Here is an 18,236-nt window from a genome sequence, read left to right as displayed (position 1 = left end):
TCACTTCTCCAGGTAGAGGTCGGATTCGACGTCGACATCGCGCATGCTCCACAACGTGGGGAGGGCGTCGTCGAGGTCCTCGTCTGAGTAGCTGCACAGGAGTGCGGCGTTCGCGGGTCGCGGCTCGCTCCGTTTGAAGTTCGCCTTCGCCTCATAGACCAGATGGGGGTTTTCATCGGCCAACTTGGCCCACATATCGATGATCCAGTCCAAGTCCTCGCTCGTAGAATCCACCTCGTCCTTGGCCACCTGTGCGACCCTGGCAAGGATGAGGTCTTTGAGCTCCTCCAGTCGGGGCATGTGGTCCCGCACCATGCCGGCGGCGTCGTTGGGACGGAGCTCGGGATGGATGAGCCGGGCCATACCGACGAGCACCGCATGCAGCGCTCGGTCACGTGCCCGGGCGGAGAACGGGGTCACACTGGTGGACTCGACCTGGCGGTAGAGGGCCGAGTGGTACGACACAAAGCTCTCGTAGTGGGAACGGTCCCGGGACCGGGCCGCGTTGAAGAGCATGACGACCAGCCCAGGGTGCTGTCGGCCCACCCGGCTACTCGATTGGATGTACTCTGCGGTGGTCTGCGGCTGCCCCATGATCGCCATGAGTCCCAGGCGGTCCACGTCCACCCCCACGGAGATCATGTTGGTGGCGAGGACCGTATCGAAGGCGGCCTCATCGGGAAAGGCGCGCTCCAGGTCTTTCAGCCGCTTGGGGATGTCGCTGGACTTCACTCGGCTCGTGAGCTCGGTGAGCTGGTCCGCCCGGCGCGCGTCGCTCCCCTCTCGCTCGGCCAGCAATTGCAGCCGATCCTGAACGTCGTCCAGGACCTGGAGCTCGGCGGCGGCCAACAGTCGAAGACTGTTGAAGTACCCGACCAAGGTCCAATAGGCATCGCGGACGTTCTCCTCGCCCACGATCCCCTCCGCGTTGTGCAGCAGGGCCGCGTATGCCCGGACCAGCAAGGAGGCCTGACTCATGCTCGGCGTGAGCAGCCCGACGTACTGACGGGACGCCTTGTCCTCGGCAGGGGTCTCAACGGCGAACCATGAGTCGCGGGCGTCCAGCCCAGCCGGCGGGAATTGCTGCACCTGGCGGTTGAACAGCCGAAGGCCCTGCTCTCGGGCCCGACGGATAGTGGCGGTCGAGGCGATAATCTTGGGCCGGTTGGCTATCTCGTCAATCGCGGTCTCGTAGAGCCCGGTGAGGCTGCCGAGCGGGCCGGAGATCAGATGCAGCTCGTCCTGCACGATGAGCTCCGGCGGCGGGGCCGTACTCCCCTCGTTCTGGTTGAACAGTGATGCGACCTTCTCCCGCCAGGCGATCTGCGCGAACTTGTCCACCGTGGCGATGATCAGGGTTGGACGAACATCGTAGATCATCTCGTCGACGACGTGGACGGGAAGAGCGCCGCGGAACTCACAGTCGGCGGACGAACAGAAGATCCGCATGTGGAAGATCTCCACATCGACCTCGTAGTTCCAAGCGTCCATCGCCGTGCCGCACCAGGGGCAGTTGCGCAATTGGACGGGATTCTCCGTCGAGAGCTCTTCGCCCTTGCGGAGCCGATCTATGCCGGTCTTGGCGTCCTTCAGTTTGTTGGGGGTGGCGGCGGCCCCGACCCACATACCGATCGAGATGGTCTCATCGCCGAGCTTGTCTGGGTGCTCCTGGCGGGCCATCTCCATGGCGCAGATCAGCGTGGCGGCGCGTTCGAACTGCTGCAATGTGAGCAGCCGAAGCGTGTAGCGCATGAGGGCGGTGACTCCTCCGCCATCTCGTACGCCTGCGCGCATCCGGCGCAGGAAGACCGTGAAGGCGATGATCCCCAGATACGCCTCCGTCTTGCCACCGCCCGTGGGGAACCAGAGCAGGTCGGCGACACGACGATCTGGATGCTCGGGGTCCACGATCCCCTGGAGGCAGAGAAGGAGAAAGGCAATCTGGAACGGGCGCCAGCGCCCGTCCAGCTTGACCTTGCCCTCGCGTCCCGACTTGATCCAGCTAGTGCGGCCTCGTTGGACGGCCATAGCCCTGTTCGCCTCGCGGAAGGCCGCCATGACGACCTCGTCCCGTCGGAGCAGCTCGATGGCCAAGACCATCCGGTCGCATGCCGACTCGCATTGTTCGATCTGCCCCTCTGCGGCGTCGCCGAATTCCGTGGAGCGGAGGAGCCGCGCCTCTTCTGCCCGCTCGGCGATCCAGGACCGATAGCCCTCGACCAGTTGACGGAGCGTGGCCACGATCTCTGCGTCAGAGGCCTCGGCCAGATAGATCATCTTCAGGCCCGGAATATCGATCTCCGGGTTCGAGTCGGTGAGCAGCACCTCTTTCTCGGGAATGAAGCTGGTCCAGACCGCGTCCACCGCGCCGGGACGCCCTTTCAGCAATTCCTCGTCCCTGGGCTCCGGTGGTGTCCAGTCCCAGTCCGCCGCACAGCCGTGCCCGATGGCGAAGGTCGGCACGTGCCTATACAGAAGCCGGTTGACGTGAATCTCCCCTTCGTCAGAGCCGACCGGCACCGGCCGTTCGACGAGGGCCTTGGCGCCTTCTACCCCTCTGACGCGAATCTCGGGCTGGAACAGGCAGTGCGCGTCCTTGAGGTCATATTTCTGCACCTCTTTGACGTTCATCAGGGCCACGGTGACGGCGACAGCGCCGGACTGGAGGTCTGCCGGCCGGACCCGGAGCCTGAGCTCGACGCCTGGGGCGAGAACCTCGGTGATCTGATCCGGCGTTGCGACGGCTACAGTCACCTCGGGCAGGTCCAATGGACGGCGTCGCCATCTGAGCTCCTGCTCGTCAGTGGTACGGCGAGCCGCCCGCTTGGCCTGGACCAGATTGCCATGGGTATCGATCGGGTCGTACACAGCGGCCCTCACTGTCACCCTGATGGTGGGCGAGGCCTTCGGGTCGACCGCGAAGGTCAGTCCCATGGAGGACGGGGTCTGCATATTCGCCATCGAGACGCCCGTGTCAGGGACCTCGTCCACGGACATGGACGCGCCGGACAGATCAACGTCTGCTTCGGCCAACACGGCGAAGTCCTGTTCTTCATCGACGGGGAACAGGATTCCGGTGGCGTACGTTGTGACCGGCGCGTCGACGAGGACCTCTTCGTCACCGTCGATCGGCCCGAGCAGGTCGCGCCGCAGACTCTCGACCAGTTCGCCTCTGAACCGGTAGTGCTCAGTGTGCTGTGCCACCAAAATCCTCCTCTTGCGGTTTTTTGTCCCACGTGAAGGTGCTGAGGCCGACGAGGCGTGGGGCCGACCAAACTCCGTGCACGCCTAGGCCGGACTGGACGCCGGCCGCCTCGCTTCCCGCGACCGTTTCCACGCTGTCGATTCGGATGCCGCTGATCGATCGGGGCCAGTTTCTTGGTACGAAGTTCTTGGACGACTGCAGGTGGCGGTACAGATGTGATCTGAAGTGGTCGGAGACGGTCCCGATGGGATTGCCGTCGTGCATGATCAGATACGGGGGGCTTTCGTTGCGGCCAGCGGCCTCTACAGCCAGCCGTTCCAAGACCACCTCGTCTCCGGGCCGGACCTTGGACCACAAGTACTCCTGCAGCTCCACGGGATTCCCTGTGAAGTCCCGCATCCCCGCAGGGTGGTCACTGTGTACGTCCCTTCCGGTGATCTCCATGCCGTCGCGCCGCCAATGTTGATAGAAGTAGCGCCCCCAGCGGCCGCTGCGCTTGTCGACGTGGATGAGACGAGTGTCCAGAGCGTCGAGCCATTGGAGTTCATCACGCGGCCTCGTCATGGCCACGTACAGTGAACGTGCCTCTTCGGCTGGATCAAGCTCCCAGGGTGTCCGATCCTCGTTCGCTTTGGCGCGCGCGGTCGGGAGGGGTCCAGGATCGACGACGACTACACGGTCGAACTCCAGTCCCTTCGCGCGGTGGAACGACGAGACCACGACCGGAGAGGGCGGCTGCGCCATGAGCTCGTCAGGCAGGCGGGAGACCGCGAGAGCGACCCGCAGCCGACCGACATCCAGGCTGCGATCGTTGCCCCGACCCGAGCCGGTGCGCAGCAGAAGACGCCAAAGCTGGTCCGGGCCGGCGCCGTCGGGCAAGGACAGCTCAGAGCACAGTTCGTCGTATCGTGCCCGGCTGAGAGTAGACCCGTCGCATCTTCTGATCAGTTGTCCAATCCAGGCGGGGACGACCCGGTCCTGTGCCGATCTCTGAAGGCGGTGCGGGACCCCCAGATGGTGCAACTGCTGGGAAATCAGCAGAGCCTCGCCGTTCGTCTTACAGAGCACCGCCGCAGTGCCAGGACAACTTGCCAGGGAATCGGCGGTGAACTCGTCGAGCCGGCCAAGGTTCAGGCACGACCTCAGCGTCGAGCGCAGGGCCGCGTAGAGTCCTTCGCCGTTTGCGGCGCCGCCTTCGGTAAGAGTCTGCAGAGGGCGGCCGTACTCCAGAGCCGCCTTCGCCTCCTCGTGGCGGGCTCGGAAGTTCTCGGTGAGATGGAGTTCCACCAGATCTTCGCCAAAGGTCACCCGTAACCAGTCGAAGAATCGGTTTGCCTCCCCCTGACGGTCAGCAGGCTCCGACACGGTGAAGCCATAGATGGACTGCGCCGGATCGCCGACGACGGTAAAGCCGCACGCGAAGCGATCCAGCAGCCCCTCCACCAACTCACGGCGATCTCCGACCAGGTCTTGAACCTCGTCTATGACGACGTGACCGAGGTGCTCGTAAAGCTCGTCCGCGAGTTCGTTGTCGATCGCCTGCCGTGCACCTGCGATCCGCGCCTCAAAGGAGCGATTGTGCCAATCGCCGTTGGCGTCGACCTGTGCGAGAAGGTCGAGCGCCCACGAGTCGAAGGTCTGGGCGCGCACGTGACGCGCCGCGTCGCCATTGCGGGCGAGCCGAGACTTCAGCTCGCGCACGGCCGCGCGGGAGAAGGTGAGCACCAGGATCTCTCCCGCGCTCAGCTCTCCGCTCGCCACCAGCTGGTCCAGCCGCCGGACGAGCGTGTGCGTCTTGCCTGAGCCTGCGCCGGCGGTCACCAGGGTCAGTGCATCGGGCGGCTGATCCACCACCGCCTGCTGTTCGGCCGTCAGCGGAGGCATGCCCGCATAGGTCTCGTTCATGCACGCTTCCAAAGGCGGTCGAAGCCGGTGAAGGCCAGTCGCCTGTCGAAGTTCTCGATGTTGTCTGCCACGTCGAGAATCAGGCAGGTCTCCTTGCCCCCATTCCTGGGGCCGCGCAGACCGCGACCGATCATCTGTTGATAGGAGTTAGGGCTGAAAACGGGCCGCGCGACGACGACGACGGACGTGGCCGGCGCGTCGAAGCCCTGAGCCAGCACGCCATAGTTGGTGAGAACCCGGATGTCCCCCTTACGGAACTTTTCGATGCGATTCCGGCGATCGGCATCCGGGGTGGCCGACTCAATGGGCGCCGCGCTGATACCACGATCCTTGAGCTTGGCGGCCATCAGCTTCGCGTGGTTCACGGAAGTGGCGAACAGCAGGATGCGGCTGTCCTCTGGAAGATTCTCGATCTCCTGGATCAGCATGCGGTTGCGGTCGCCGTCGAGTCCCAATCGCTCCTCGGCCGAGGACGGCAGCCAGCCGCCGCCGAAGAACTCCTGAGTCTTGCCCAACTCGTCCGGTGTAAGTTGGAAGGTCGATCCTGTGAGCTCGCGGTGCTCGACCCGCGACAGGACGCCCAGTTCCTGGAGCTCGACGTACGGGTCCCCATCAAAGACCCCCTCGTCCAGCCGTAGCCCGCCGAACCGCTCCACCAGGCGGTGAGTCTCCGCCTCGTTGAAGTTACGGAAGGGTGTCGCAGTGAGACCGATTAACGGTCGCGTGGTCTCCCGGTGCGTAAGACCGAGGAGACCGAGCAGACGGGTGTACTCAGGAGAGATCGAGACATGCGCCTCGTCCACCATGACCATGGCCGCGTCGCGAAGCCACGCGTACTCATCCTTGTGCAGACAGTGGCTGAGCTTCGCGTCGGTCGCGACGACCAGATGCGACGTTTCCCTGATGGCCGTGGCCTCACGACTTTCCCAGAGCCGGTTGATGGTCAGACGCTCCGGCGGACCTACCTTCGACCAGACGAAGGACCAGCTCTGCACAGCCTGCTCGCACAATTCCTTACTCTGGGCGATCCAGAGCACCGGCCGCCCGCCGAGCCCATGCTCTCTGATCACCCGGATCACGGCTTCGGCCGCGACACGGGTCTTGCCGGCCCCGGTCGGTAGGCACAGCATCGCCCTGGGCGACTTGTACCTGGTCAGTAGGTCGAACATCTTCCCGGCGAGCTTCTCCTGATAGTCGTGCAAGCGTGGGAACTCGGTCGGCCCCGCGACGACCTCAATAGGAGGAAGGGTCTCGCTCTTGTTGCCGGCGTATGACTCCGAGAATCCCAGCTCGTTGACCAGCCGCAGCGAGTTCGTATCCCCTCGGAAGCTCACGGCGGCCTCGGGGATGTTCTCCTCGATGTCCCTGCGGTAGACGCGCAGCGCATCCGTCCCGTGCGCGTTGTGCGCCAGCACGGCGATCCGGCGGTCGTCAACAGGCTTCCCCGTCTCCGCTTCCTCGCTCTCCAGCAGTCCTTCCGGGAGCCCCTTCTTCAGTGCCTCAGCCCCCGCGAGCACCAAGAGCTTGTCGGCCGCGTCCTTGGCCTCGCGCGCACGTCGCACTCGCTCGTTCTTACGCTGTTGCTCGCGAAGGTTCAGGATGCTCTGGCATCCGCCGCTTCCCATGCCGAGCTTGAGCACTCCGTCGACCGCGAGCAGAACCTCCATGTCACCGCTCGGGCGCAACACGAACACCGTGTGGTCCTGGAGCTGCGCGGCCGCATGGATCGGCTGGGTGCGCATGCCGTTGGGCGTGCGAATGACCTCTTCGAGCTCGCTGCACCGCACCAAAGACCACCCATCCACCTTGGCCCGGTGCTTGAGCTTCAGATGAGGGAATTCCTCCACCAACAGCACCGGATCGGTCTGAGGGACCGATCGCAGTTCCTTCTGGATCACGTCGCCCGGTGAGAGCATGTGCCAGGACGCCCGCATCTGCACAGCTGCTTCCTCCGACGGTGCGAGGAGGGCCGGCACTTGCTCCCGAATGAGCGCCTGGTACTCAACACGGCTTGCGGTGACGGCTATCTCAGCGTCCGGAATGTCGCTGCGCCACTCGTCGCCGACCCGGCACCGCGTCACCGCCCCATCCGGCCAGGGCACGTCAGCCTCGAAGATCAGGGCATAAACTCTCCCGGGAAAGTCGTCCTCCGTAGAGGCGGCCGCTTCAGCGGCGAGCCTCGTCCAGTGTGCGGGCTTCAACTCACCCAAGGTGTTCGGCAGGTGGAGCGTTGATGCCAAGCTCGGCGAGACGTCCGCTACCGGCAGAAGATCGCGATACACACGGAGTTGCGGCCCCACAGCGCGGAGGACCGGACGCAGCCCTCGCGAGGTGCGCAGGTGCCCGTACTTGCGGGCAACCCATTGAAGGGGGGACATGACAGGCTTGCGGGCAGTCGATTGCCTGCCGACCTGGATCGTCCATTGGGGGACGAGCCCTTCAGAAGGAAGCTCCTGGAGAAAGGCTGATCTTCCTTCTTGGGACAGCTCGATTAAGACCTGGAGCGGCCCTGCCGGGTTGGTACCATCGAATCGACCTGGGTTGTACTGGATTGTCCGCTCGGATGCCGGAACGCGCTTCCAATAGGAGTCCCACAGAGTCTGGGTGTACTCGGCGAACCACGGCTCGTTTCGCGGGTCGACCCTGGCCGCCGGCCCTTCACGGACCCCGATGTCCCGCAGGATCTGCCGGTCGTCCCTGTGGAAATCCATGTCGACCGCGATCTTGCCATCTCGAGAGCCGTCACCTGGGACGACCTTGCCAGGCAGCAGACATTCCCGGAGGCGCCGGAACTCGCCTGACACCGTCCGTACCTTGAGAGTGCTGCCCGCATCGATGCGTTGTTCGCGCAGCGCGGCGATCACAGCCGCAGGCCCCGCGAGGCGGGACAACTCCCAGAGGGACCTCCACTGTCGTTCACCGTATCCGTGAAAGCCCTGCTCGACTACCGAAACGAAGCGTCCGGAGTAGTCGGCTTCGTGGACTCCGAGCGTCTCCAGATCGCGCGCGACGTCGTCCTCTGCGTGGACCCTCACGTCAACGTAGACGGTGTTATCGGCGAGGCCATCGCTGGCGGTGCGTCGAAAGACCCGGTTCGACGGGGCGACGAGGCCCAGAGACTCGGTCAGGATGATCCTCGCCTTGGCAGCCTCTTCAGCGAGCGGGTGCTGATGCCGCTTCATATCTGCGGCAATCTTGATGGCTTGGGCGGACGCTTCCGGCGTCGCATCCCGGACCATGGCTTCCAGCCATTCGCCGATCGACGCCGGTTCGACCTTTGCGGCCGTCAGGATGCGCTCCGCGCTCTGTCGGCGGTGCGGTGTCCGTTCAACCGAGTGATGGCACCAGCCGTCCGGCCGGCCCGGATAGCCGGCCCACAGAGCGAGCCATTCGGGTCGCAGCTTCTCCGGATGCAGCTGTACCTGACGTGCGGTACCGAAACGGCCTCGTTGGTCAGGAAGGGAGGGCTTCCTCGCTGCCGACGCCCAGATCTCCGCTACCAGGTCTTTCGCCGCCCACTGCGGCTCTTCTCGACCACGCGCGGGCACGTGGTCGAGATAGGCGCAGACATCCTCGTCGTCGGCCAAGAGGGGAAGGGAGTCGACGACGAGCTCTGCGGCCACCTTGATCAACTCTTCGTTGAACGCGTTGCGCCCGTACAGGTTCTGCCGGTCCTCACTGGTCTTCCACGGGGCGTTGAGGATGCCTCGGAGAGTCATGGTGTAGTTGGTCGGAAAGAAGGCCCAGAATTCTCCCAGCTTGTTGTCCCTGCCGACACGATCGGGAACGGCCCAGGAAACGTCGATCTCCGGGCGATCGTGCAGCTCACCCGCCTCTCCCAGCGCATGCGCCGAAGGCATGTGGGTTCGGGTGAAGACCCGCCACCGTTCGGTTGCACCGGCCGCCGAACCGTCCGCCATCACCGCCTCCCTCTGAAGCGCACGGCGGTCGCCGTCCACCTTCAGGAAGATCTGCCGCCTAACGATCCGCTTTGTCCTCCGGTCCTCGAGAGTGATCGTCCCGACGTGCGGCGAGAAGAGGGAGAACTCCGCAGGGAAGTTGGCGATGTCCTCCGCGAGCCGGCCCAAGGCGGACGGTTTCAGCGGCAATCGGACCACCGTGGTCGCCCATGTGAGCAGCTCCGCGAGCACGGGATCCGCCTGTGCGCAACGGTCACGGTCAAGGGGGCGCGCCATGCGCAGTACCGGCATCTCCACAGCGCTCGGCTGAACCGCCCTGATCTGCTCAGCTGCCCACTCACGGTCGAACCCGAAGCTCTTGTCGTCCTCGCGGCTGAAGAACTCCGGCATGTCCGTGACGCTCAGCACACTCTTCACCCCGACGCCGAAGCGGCCGATCTGTCCGCCCCGCTTCCGGGAAACGCCCATCCGAAGAATGGTGTCCGCGCCTTCGGGCGTCATCGCCGCACCCTGATTGGCGCAGTAAAGGTGAGTGCCCGTCAGGACGACCGCGATCTCTCCGCGCTCATCGTTGCGCAGCTCGTCCGCGCCATTCTGCACCAGCTCGTAGATCTGGCGATCGCCGTACCCACCTTCCTTGATCCGGCGCTCATTGTTGGCATGCTCCTGAATGAGACCTGGATCGATCCGGTACGTTTCCAGTACACGGGCCGATTGCTCCAGTACAACACGAAGAACGGAAGCCGATGCGCTGCTCACGGCACGGTCAACTCCTCGGAGGACTTCCTTGGCAACTGAGTGGGGGACGATGATGGAAGGGCATACCAAATAATGCCCACGATGACGAAGCGGAAGCCTTCGCGCACAGCCCATGGAGCGGTCCACGAAATATAGGTCAAAACAGGGCATTAACCATACAAACCCACCTCTTGGGCGATTAGCCATCCCCGACGACCCTTTGAGGTAGGTGAACTCTGGCACACCACCCTATCTTCACTCAAGAGTCCTCGACCTATTTTTATGGAACCACCAAATAAAAACGGACACTAAGCGATTTAGTTGGCCATCAGCCGCCAAATCCGACGAGGACCGCTCGAGCTCGACCCCTGGCATCATAGGGGGAGGACGTTCGGGTGTTGTCAACTGTTGTTTGACGCTAAGGTTGCTGTCAAACGCACGGTCTCGACTGGAAGGTCGACGATGACGCAGGACGATGGCCCTACCTCGCAGAGCCCCAATGACTTCGGCGTCTGGCTCGGCCGGCAGTTACGACGCAGAGGGCTTAGCCAGTCCGACTTGGCCTCGGAGCTCGACGTGACGCGCGCCGCCGTGTCCGCCTGGATCACAGGTCGAGCGACCCCGCGGATCGAGAAGATCCAGGCCATCGAAGAGATCCTGGGGCTGGCAGCCGGATCTTCGGTCACTCGCGACGAGGCCCCCGACTCGGGAGGATCCATCGGCTGGCACCACCGACCGGCCCACGCCGACGGCGGTCGCGAATTGGGGAACCCCGCAACCTTCGCCTTTGACTCCGACCTCGCCGTACTCGCGCGGGAGGCCACTCAGAACAGCCTCGACGAGCGGCGCAATCTGACCAGGCCTGTTCGGGTGCGGTTCATCCTGCACGAGATCACCGGGGAACGACTGCGACGTCTACAGGAGGCGTTGCGCTGGGACGACCTCGTCCCGCATTTCGAGGCTGCTGCCGATGCCCGTCAGAAGGTCGGCAGGGTCGTCGCCAACGGGTTGCGAGAGCTGCGCGAGCGGGGGAGTTTGCTGTTGCTCCGCATTGACGACTACAACGCCAACGGACTGACTGGTCCCGAGTACGAGGACGGACGCTTCGCCGCCGTGGTGCGCCGGCAGCTTGACAGCCGCAAGAGCGGAGCCGCAGGAGGATCCTATGGGCTCGGCAAGGCGACACTCTGGGCAGCCAGCCAGTTCGGTCTGGTCGTCATGCACAGCACACTCTCAGAAGAGTATGAGGGTCGAACCGAGCGCCGCGTGATCGGCCGTCTCGATCTCCCCTGGCGCGAGGTCGGGGGCTCATATTACGCAGGCCCTGCGTGGCTGGGCGAACATGACCTGCGTCGAATGGGAGCGGCACGGTCATGGTGGGCAGGAGAGCGCACGGTCGAGGAACTCTATCTGACACGGGGCAGCGGCGACCCCGGCACCAGCTTCTTGATCGTCGGCGCCCACGATCCCTCTGGAGAGGCGGTCAGCCTGCAGGAGATGCACCAGGCGCTGGTCCGCGGTCTCTCCGCCGGATTCTGGGCTTCGATGGTCACGGGCCGCGATTCCGCGCCTATGCTCGAGGCCTCGGTCGAAGCTCTTCGGGACAACCAGGTCGTTGTACCCGAGGAGCACATCGACCCGCATCGCTACAACCCTTCCCGTGCCCGTGCCGTCCAAGCGTTCCTCGACGGGGAGACCGTCACACAGTTCACCTCGGACGGCGATGTGGTGTCGCTCTCCGTCCCGCTGACGGTCCCTCCCCGTAAGGAGGACGACAAGGCCGAGCCCGTAGAGCATCAAGCAGTACTGCTCATCACTCCGAGCAATGATGACGAGGATTCGAATCGCATCGTGTGCATGCGCGGAACCCGGATGGTCGTGCTCGATCGGCCGGTTCGCGACGTGCCGCTCGGCGCCATGCGATTCCAAGCCGTCCTCCTCGCGGGCCATGCCACCGGATCTGACAGCGCAGAGGCCAAGTCGGCCGAGGAGTTCCTCCGTACCGCCGAGCCACCAGAGCACAACGACTGGAAGCCGACCGAGGATCTGACGTCTACGTACGCGCGAGGAGCTGCCAGCCGTCTCAGAGAGTTCCGCAAGGCGATACTCGACTGTGCCCGCGCCACCATCCGACCGCAGGAGCCTGCGCTGACCGAGGAGACGCCGACCATCCTGCGGGATTTGATGAACCTAAATCCTCCCACGCCTCCTCGTAGCCCCGGCTATCCGACAGTCAGGAGCGCGACAGGAAACGTCATCGAGGGCGGCGCGTGGCGGATCAGAGTCGAACTAAAGCTGCCCGAGCGCGATCAGGCATGGCTTCTGCGCCCCGTTCTCCGCTTCGCCACCAGGTCGGGCCCCCGGCTTGACGTTGAATGGGCGAGTCTCACCCCGGAAGCACATTGTGAGGTAACCGACGCAGGCAACTTGAGGTGTGCGCCAGGGGCCAGATCTGCAGTCTTCACGGGGATGAGCGAAGTCTCCAGCCATCCTGTCGCAGCACGGATGGCGGTCGTCGAAGTGAATCTCAAGAGGGTGAAGGAGGACGCCAGGTGATGCGGATCTCCCCCTATCCGGTCGTGATCGGCGACGTGTCGTTAGAGGTGCGCGAGGCACGGTTGGACGACTTCCCTCTGCCGTACAACATGATCTCCAAGTCGCAACGCGTGGTGGCGCTCAACCAGATCGAACGCAGCGATTGGACGACGGCTCGGCTCGGCGTTCGGGTGCGCACGCCCGAGCACGAGCTGAACTCCGGGCCTTGGTTCCGAATCGAATGCCTCACAGTGTTGTCGGAACGTCGGACCAACGTGCGCCTCGCCATACCACTCATGATGGGAAGCAACGGTGAGTGGTCCGGTGAGGTGGAACTTCGCCATGATCAACATGTCGGACGGCCCGAACTCTCTGCACACCTGGTCGCCACCGTGGACGGAGTCCCCGGTCGGTTGATCGCAACCGCCGGCGATCCGTGGACGATCGACCTGCGGGCGCAAACACCCACACAACGCGACGAAATCACAGTGCGCTGGCTCGACTTCGCTGATGAGCGTAATCCCCACCTGCACCATCTCAAGTACGACCCCTGGACCGTGGAAACCGCCGGTGACGAGCCTGCCCTCTATCTAAACAGCGGCTTCGAGGGGCTGAAGGCCATGCTGGAGGAAAGGAGTTCCAAGGGCGCTGCACGCGAGGCGCGCGAGGCCCTCGCTGCCCAGATCACCATGAGCATGTGGAGTGCTCTGTTCAATACGGCCGTCCAGCGCACGAATGACAACGGGTCAGAATGGCCGACCGGATGGCACGGCGCAGTGCTGAGACGCATGGTGCCGGATCTTTTTCCCGATATCGCCCCTGATGACGCCTTGGCCGAAGTGGCCTATCGATACCGGACTGACGGTGGCGATCTGCAAGCGAGGGTCATGCACGCGGCCGCCAAACAGGCCCGTATGCCAAGAAATCTAGGGAGTCTCATCCGCGCGCTGCGCAACACCTTGCAGGAGAACGAGTGATCGGCATCCCCGAGCGACTCGCCCACTTGCCCAATGAGTTTGCGATCAAGCTCCTCAGTACTGCCGTCCTTCAGGAGCGGGAGGCGTTGCCGACAACGGCCATCGATCGAGTGGCGAAACCCGCATCGTGGCATGCCGAGCCGGTACGGCGTCTCGCGGACGAGGCGATGAAGCGCTTCGCCTCAGCAGCTCGAACATCCGCCGATGCCTGGCTGGCACCGATGCTGCATGCGACCCTGCGACTGACTCGGCGCCAAGCGGCAGACTCCGGTCTCTGGAACCATCTGGCTCTGCGCATCGCACCCGATTATGTGTTCTGGCGGCATCCGGGACGGCCCTCGCCCCGGCAGCCGGTTCCCATGGTCAACCGCGAGCGCTTCGTCGGCGCGTTCCACTCTCAGGCGTTCGCCCGACTGTGGTGGGCGGCGGAGCTGTTCCGCAACGGCGCGGACTATCGACCGGTGGTGATCGCCTGCGGGAATCAGGACATGCTCAACACCGCGCTCCGTATGGAGGTCATTCTGCATCGGCCTACGGCCCAGGCAATGCTCCACATGCTCTCCACCGACATCATTCGTACCGGTCGTGAGGTCAACGCTCTCGCCCAGGCCGTGAACGCGGCTGGCAGCACTCTCATGTACGAGGCACTGGCACCGGCCCCTGTCCCGGACGCGGATGCCTACTTGGACTGGATCGCAGAACTATCCGATGTGCTCGTACCATACGACTCGCTGCCGGACGGTCCCAATGACGGTCGTGTACCAGCTTCCGCAGTAGGCAGTCTTATTCCGCTCTTCAAGGACCTCTACGCCCAAGCACCGATCAGGGGACGCACGGACCAGGACCATGTCGTCAACGGCTCAAGTGAGTCCTGAGATGTCCTTCAGCAGTGTGGAGATCTGTGCGGGAGCCGGAGGACAAGCCGTGGGTTTGGAATCAGCCGGATTCAACCCTGTCGCACTCATTGACAATGATCCACATAGTTGCGCAACTTTGCGGGCGAACCGTCCGACCTGGCGGGTCCTGTCGACCGACCTCCGAGATTTCGTCGGCTCCGAGCACGACGGTGTACTCGATGTAGACCTGCTCTCCGGAGGTCTGCCGTCGGCGCCGTACACGGTGGCAGGCAAACAACATGGGGCGAATGACGAGCGTGACCTGCTCAAGGTCGCTATCTACCTGGCAATGGAGGTTCAGCCCCGCGCGATCCTCCTTGAGACCACGCCGACGCTGCTGACCAGCCCGAAGTTCAGCGCAAGCCGTGCTTTCGTGATGGAGGAGTTGGGGGACCTCGGCTATGCGATCGAGTGGAAGATTCTCGATGCCCAGGACTTCGGGGTCCCTCAAGCCCGCCGCAGCAGCGTTCTGATCGCCATGCGTTCTTCGTACTTTGCCCGTTTCAGCTGGCCGCAGTCTCAAGGACGAGCACCGACCGTCGGTGAGGCCCTGCAGGAATCGATGGCCGACAGAGGCTGGCCGATGGCGGCCGCGTGGGCTCGGCTAGCGGACAGGGTCGCCCCCACAATCGTCGGCGGGTCGAAGAACCACGGTGGCGCTGATCTCGGGCCAAGTCGGGCCAAACGGCAGTGGCTGGAGCTGGGCGTTGACGGCAGCAGCTTGGCCGATGACGTGCCCGCGCCGGATTTCGAGCTTCGGCCCGAACTCGGCCGCCATGGCATTCCGAAGATCACAGTTCAGCAGGCGGCGATCCTGCAGGGCTTCCCTCTAAATTGGCGGATCTGTGGCCGCAAGACGGCAGCGTACAGGCAGGTCGCGCAGGCATTTCCACCGCTTGTCGCTGCCGCGCTGGGCCGTCAGATCGCGTTCGCTCTCCTTGAGTGACCTGTCTGTTCGGGGACGTTGGCTTACCGCCCACCAAGCGATCTCGGTAAGGTGTCGGGCATGAGCACCCGTATCACCCGTCCCATCGACGTCATCGACCTTTTCGCCGGGTGCGGAGGTTTTACGCAGGGCTTCCATGAGTTCAACCCCGAGTCGGGGACGTCCTCCCCCTTCCGGACGGTCGGCGCGGTGGAAAAGGAGGTCGCAGCGGCTTCGACATACGCCGCAAACTTTGCTGACGAGGCGGGTGGTACTGATCACATTTTCGTAGGGAAGATCGAGAACTGGGATCCCGGAACAGTGGCATCAGGAGTAGATGTCATCCTCGGCGGCCCACCTTGCCAAGGCTTCTCCGGGCTAGGGAAGGAAGATCCGACCGATCCACGGAATCAGCTGTGGCGGGAGTACGCCAGGGTGGTCAAGGCTCTCCATCCCAAAATATTTGTGATTGAGAACGTGGACAGGTTCATGGTGCCTCCGCGTAGTCCCGACAGGGTACCCGAGTTCGCGCTCCTCGAGGCCGCCACAGATCCTGATGGAGAACTTCGAGACTACAAGTTGGAAGCGAAAGTTCTGAACGCAGCAGACTACGGCGTCCCACAAGCCCGTAAGCGGGCCATAATTCTGGCGACCCATCGCGATCTGATCGCTTCGCATCCGGAACGCCTGCCACTACAACACCCCGCACCCACCCATCGGGAGCAGAAGAAGAGCAAGGGCGATGAAGCCCTCTTCACGCTTGATGTGCTGAAGGACTGGGTGCCGGCTAGCACGGTTTTCAACGAGACCCCGCGTCAGCCGAGTACCACCCAGCTGCCGGAACGGCGCGGCAATCCTCTCGGAGTTGAGCTGCCAGGTTCGTTCCGCACCAGAGAGCTGCACATCGGCAGAAATCCGACGCAATTGTCCTTGGATCGCTACGCCGCTATCCCCGAAGGCGGGAATCGCCACGATCTGCGTCACTACCCGGAACTTACTACGGAAAGTTGGTTGAAGCACCGCACCGGCTCGGGCGACGTTATGGGGCGCTTGTACAGCGATAAACCCTCTGTGACGATTCGTACTGAGTTCTATAAACCGGAGAAAGGCCGGTATCTCCACCCCTCGGAGAACCGGCCGATCACCCATTTGGAAGCAGCCTTGCTCCAAGGCTTTCCGATGGACTTCCTGTGGTACGGATCAAAGACTCAGATCGCAACGCAGATCGGCAACGCGGTGCCTGTGGGCTTGGCGAAGGCCATCGCACAGGCTGTTTATGATTATCTCGTGGCCACCGGCGAAGTCCGCTGACCAGGCAGGTCAGCGGCCGACGAAACCCTTGAAACCTCCCAGTCTATACGCCATCTCTGTGCCGTCGTCACGAATCTCGATATAGAAGTCATTCCCAAGCGTATCGATACGGCGCTCGATTTCTTGGAGCGACAGGTTGAACCCGATCGATCCGGCGACCTGGCGAGCCGTGAGGAAATTGTTCTTCTCTCTGAGCACGCGGTAGATCGGATCGTACGCTATGCCCGCATTTACTTCTCGCCTATCTGCCGTGCGGTTGAGCGCAGCTGCTACGCTAAGCCCCACCGCCTTGGCGACAGGCGGCGGAAATGCGTTGCCGATCTGCCGGTATCTCATAGTCTTCCGGCCGGTGAACGTCCAGGAAAACTCGCCCTCATTCCATCCTTGCAAGCGAGCGACCATCTCACAGGTCAATTGTGGTCCAACTTGCTTACCACCGCTGAATACCTGGCCGGGATGGGGCGCGTCGTCAGCGATCGTCCAACCGTCCACCCTCATTTCAGCCCACGCTTTTTTGGAGCGGCTGGGGCCTAGATCGGCGCCGCCGTGCTTTTTGGAACCGCCCACGATCGTCGGCGCGATGCGGTTGGCCTGCTCTGCCCATTCTTGCGCACCTTCCCATCCGTTGGCGGAAATCAACGGCAGTAGAGTCTCGCCGACGCTGGGAGGAGGAACCTGCTTCTCGGGCCAGTGGAAGTATGCGAAATCTTCTGGCGCCATCGCGATGAGGATGAATCTTGGACGCAGTTGCGGAACGCCATAATCCGACGCTTGGAGGATTTTCCACTCCACGACGTAACCGAAGCCTTGGAGCCGGTCCAGCACGTGCTGACGATAGCCGGTGAACCGCGGCTCGCTCATACCGCGCACATTTTCCAGCATCAGCGCTCGCGGCCGGACGATTCCAACCTGTTCCACCGCCCACGCAAAGAGATCACGTTCGTCAGTCGCGCCAAGCTGCTTACCTGCGGAGCTGAAGGGCGGACATGGCACGCCGCCCGCCATGAGGTCGATCGGTTCACAACCCGGACCGGGAGTGTAGTCGGTCGGGTCAAACACCATGGGATCAGTGACATCGCCCTGGATGACCTTCCAGTACGGCCGGTTATACCTGATCGTGTTCACGGCGCCCTGGTCCAGCTCGACCATGATCTCGGGTTCGAAGCCGGCTCTCTCCAGACCGAGAGCTTGACCACCTGCTCCAACGCAGATCTCCAAGCTCCGAAGCGTTCGTCTGTCTTTGCACATCTATGCCCTCCCTTGCCTGGCCTAAGGCTACCGATGCCGACCGACAAAACCGGATATGAGGGCTGAGGTGCATGGAGACCTCGACCGTGCGGACTTGCGGAGGGATATACGTAGAACGGGGAAGATCAGCACGACACGATGGGTAGGCAGCTGCTCGAGTAGTTTGCCTGAAGCACGTCTTCCAAAGTCAGGGTTCGCAGACGGCAAGGTGCTCGACCACGTCGCGGGCGCGCGCTGGGGCCGTCGCCCTGCTCTAATCCGGTCGCGAGGCAGGTTGCACCATTATGGCCTTTACGGCAACGCGCTTGACCTGTATCACTGCTCGCTATGGCTGGAACGAACTGGATGTGCGGTTGCGTTCACGGGAATGGTGTACGAGTTTGACCTGATAACAGGCGCGGCGTCGTGAAATGGCGACGGCCATCGCGTGATCTTGCAAAAGTGATGGCCGGATCAGTCGGCCCAGACTCAGCTGTGCCTCAGAGCGTGTTTGAGAAGATCGTTTATGCACGGCGTGGCAGCATGACGGCCAGCTCGTGGGCGGCCAAGGTGGCCGAATGCCCCCGCAGCGCTACC

9 protein-coding genes are annotated in these 18,236 nt (G+C 63.3%); 5 read left to right on the top strand and 4 right to left on the bottom strand.

The features are described from left to right. The 3 genes from ACWCSD_RS18590 to ACWCSD_RS18580 are packed head-to-tail and all read right to left on the bottom strand — an operon-like array spanning window position 1 to window position 9,789. Window positions 1-3,204, bottom strand: coding sequence for a helicase-related protein (locus tag ACWCSD_RS18590; protein WP_449916332.1), 3,204 nt, complete (start codon window positions 3,202-3,204; stop codon window positions 1-3). Further along, on the bottom strand, window positions 3,188-5,110 hold the full coding sequence (locus tag ACWCSD_RS18585) for a UvrD-helicase domain-containing protein (RefSeq protein ID WP_449916330.1): 1,923 nt from the start codon (window positions 5,108-5,110) through the stop codon (window positions 3,188-3,190). The genes ACWCSD_RS18590 and ACWCSD_RS18585 overlap by 17 nt, the downstream gene beginning before the upstream one ends. Beyond that, window positions 5,107-9,789: a DEAD/DEAH box helicase gene (locus tag ACWCSD_RS18580; RefSeq protein ID WP_449916328.1), complete on the bottom strand. Its 4,683-nt coding sequence runs from the start codon at window positions 9,787-9,789 to the stop codon at window positions 5,107-5,109. Before ACWCSD_RS18580 ends, ACWCSD_RS18585 begins: the two co-directional genes overlap by 4 nt. Before the next feature lie 441 nt (window positions 9,790-10,230). Between ACWCSD_RS18580 and ACWCSD_RS18575 the strand changes: the two genes are divergently transcribed. The 5 genes from ACWCSD_RS18575 to ACWCSD_RS18555 are packed head-to-tail and all read left to right on the top strand — an operon-like array spanning window position 10,231 to window position 16,412. Further along, window positions 10,231-12,324, top strand: a complete 2,094-nt coding sequence (locus ACWCSD_RS18575; protein ID WP_449916326.1) for a helix-turn-helix transcriptional regulator — start codon at window positions 10,231-10,233, stop codon at window positions 12,322-12,324. Beyond that, window positions 12,321-13,280, top strand: a complete 960-nt coding sequence (locus ACWCSD_RS18570; RefSeq protein WP_449916323.1) for a hypothetical protein — start codon at window positions 12,321-12,323, stop codon at window positions 13,278-13,280. Before ACWCSD_RS18575 ends, ACWCSD_RS18570 begins: the two co-directional genes overlap by 4 nt. Continuing rightward, the gene (locus ACWCSD_RS18565) at window positions 13,277-14,155 is read left to right on the top strand and encodes a DUF6339 family protein (protein WP_449916320.1); all 879 of its coding nucleotides are present in this window, start codon (window positions 13,277-13,279) and stop codon (window positions 14,153-14,155) included. Before ACWCSD_RS18570 ends, ACWCSD_RS18565 begins: the two co-directional genes overlap by 4 nt. Window position 14,156: 1 nt before the next feature. Continuing rightward, window positions 14,157-15,122, top strand: coding sequence for a DNA cytosine methyltransferase (locus ACWCSD_RS18560; protein ID WP_449916317.1), 966 nt, complete (start codon window positions 14,157-14,159; stop codon window positions 15,120-15,122). 60 nt (window positions 15,123-15,182) lie between these two features. Then, on the top strand, window positions 15,183-16,412 hold the full coding sequence (locus tag ACWCSD_RS18555) for a DNA cytosine methyltransferase (RefSeq protein ID WP_449916314.1): 1,230 nt from the start codon (window positions 15,183-15,185) through the stop codon (window positions 16,410-16,412). A gap of 9 nt (window positions 16,413-16,421) precedes the next feature. On the opposite strand, the gene ACWCSD_RS18550 is transcribed toward ACWCSD_RS18555, so the two are convergent. Further along, window positions 16,422-17,660, bottom strand: a complete 1,239-nt coding sequence (locus tag ACWCSD_RS18550; protein ID WP_449916311.1) for a DNA cytosine methyltransferase — start codon at window positions 17,658-17,660, stop codon at window positions 16,422-16,424. Window positions 17,661-18,236 lie beyond the last annotated feature (576 nt).

Source organism: Nonomuraea sp. NPDC001684 (genome assembly GCF_053596515.1).
This window is presented reverse-complemented; position numbering and strand designations above follow the sequence as displayed.

What these genes read in the sequence shown, in the direction of transcription:
- ACWCSD_RS18560 (WP_449916317.1), top strand. Translation starts at nt 14,157, where the DNA reads ATGTCCTTCAGCAGTGTGGAGATCTGTGCGGGAGCCGGAGGACAAGCC.
- ACWCSD_RS18555 (WP_449916314.1), top strand. Translation starts at nt 15,183, where the DNA reads ATGAGCACCCGTATCACCCGTCCCATCGACGTCATCGACCTTTTCGCC.
- ACWCSD_RS18550 (WP_449916311.1), bottom strand. Translation starts at nt 17,660, where the DNA reads ATGTGCAAAGACAGACGAACGCTTCGGAGCTTGGAGATCTGCGTTGGA.
- ACWCSD_RS18585 (WP_449916330.1), bottom strand. Translation starts at nt 5,110, where the DNA reads ATGAACGAGACCTATGCGGGCATGCCTCCGCTGACGGCCGAACAGCAG.
- ACWCSD_RS18575 (WP_449916326.1), top strand. Translation starts at nt 10,231, where the DNA reads ATGACGCAGGACGATGGCCCTACCTCGCAGAGCCCCAATGACTTCGGC.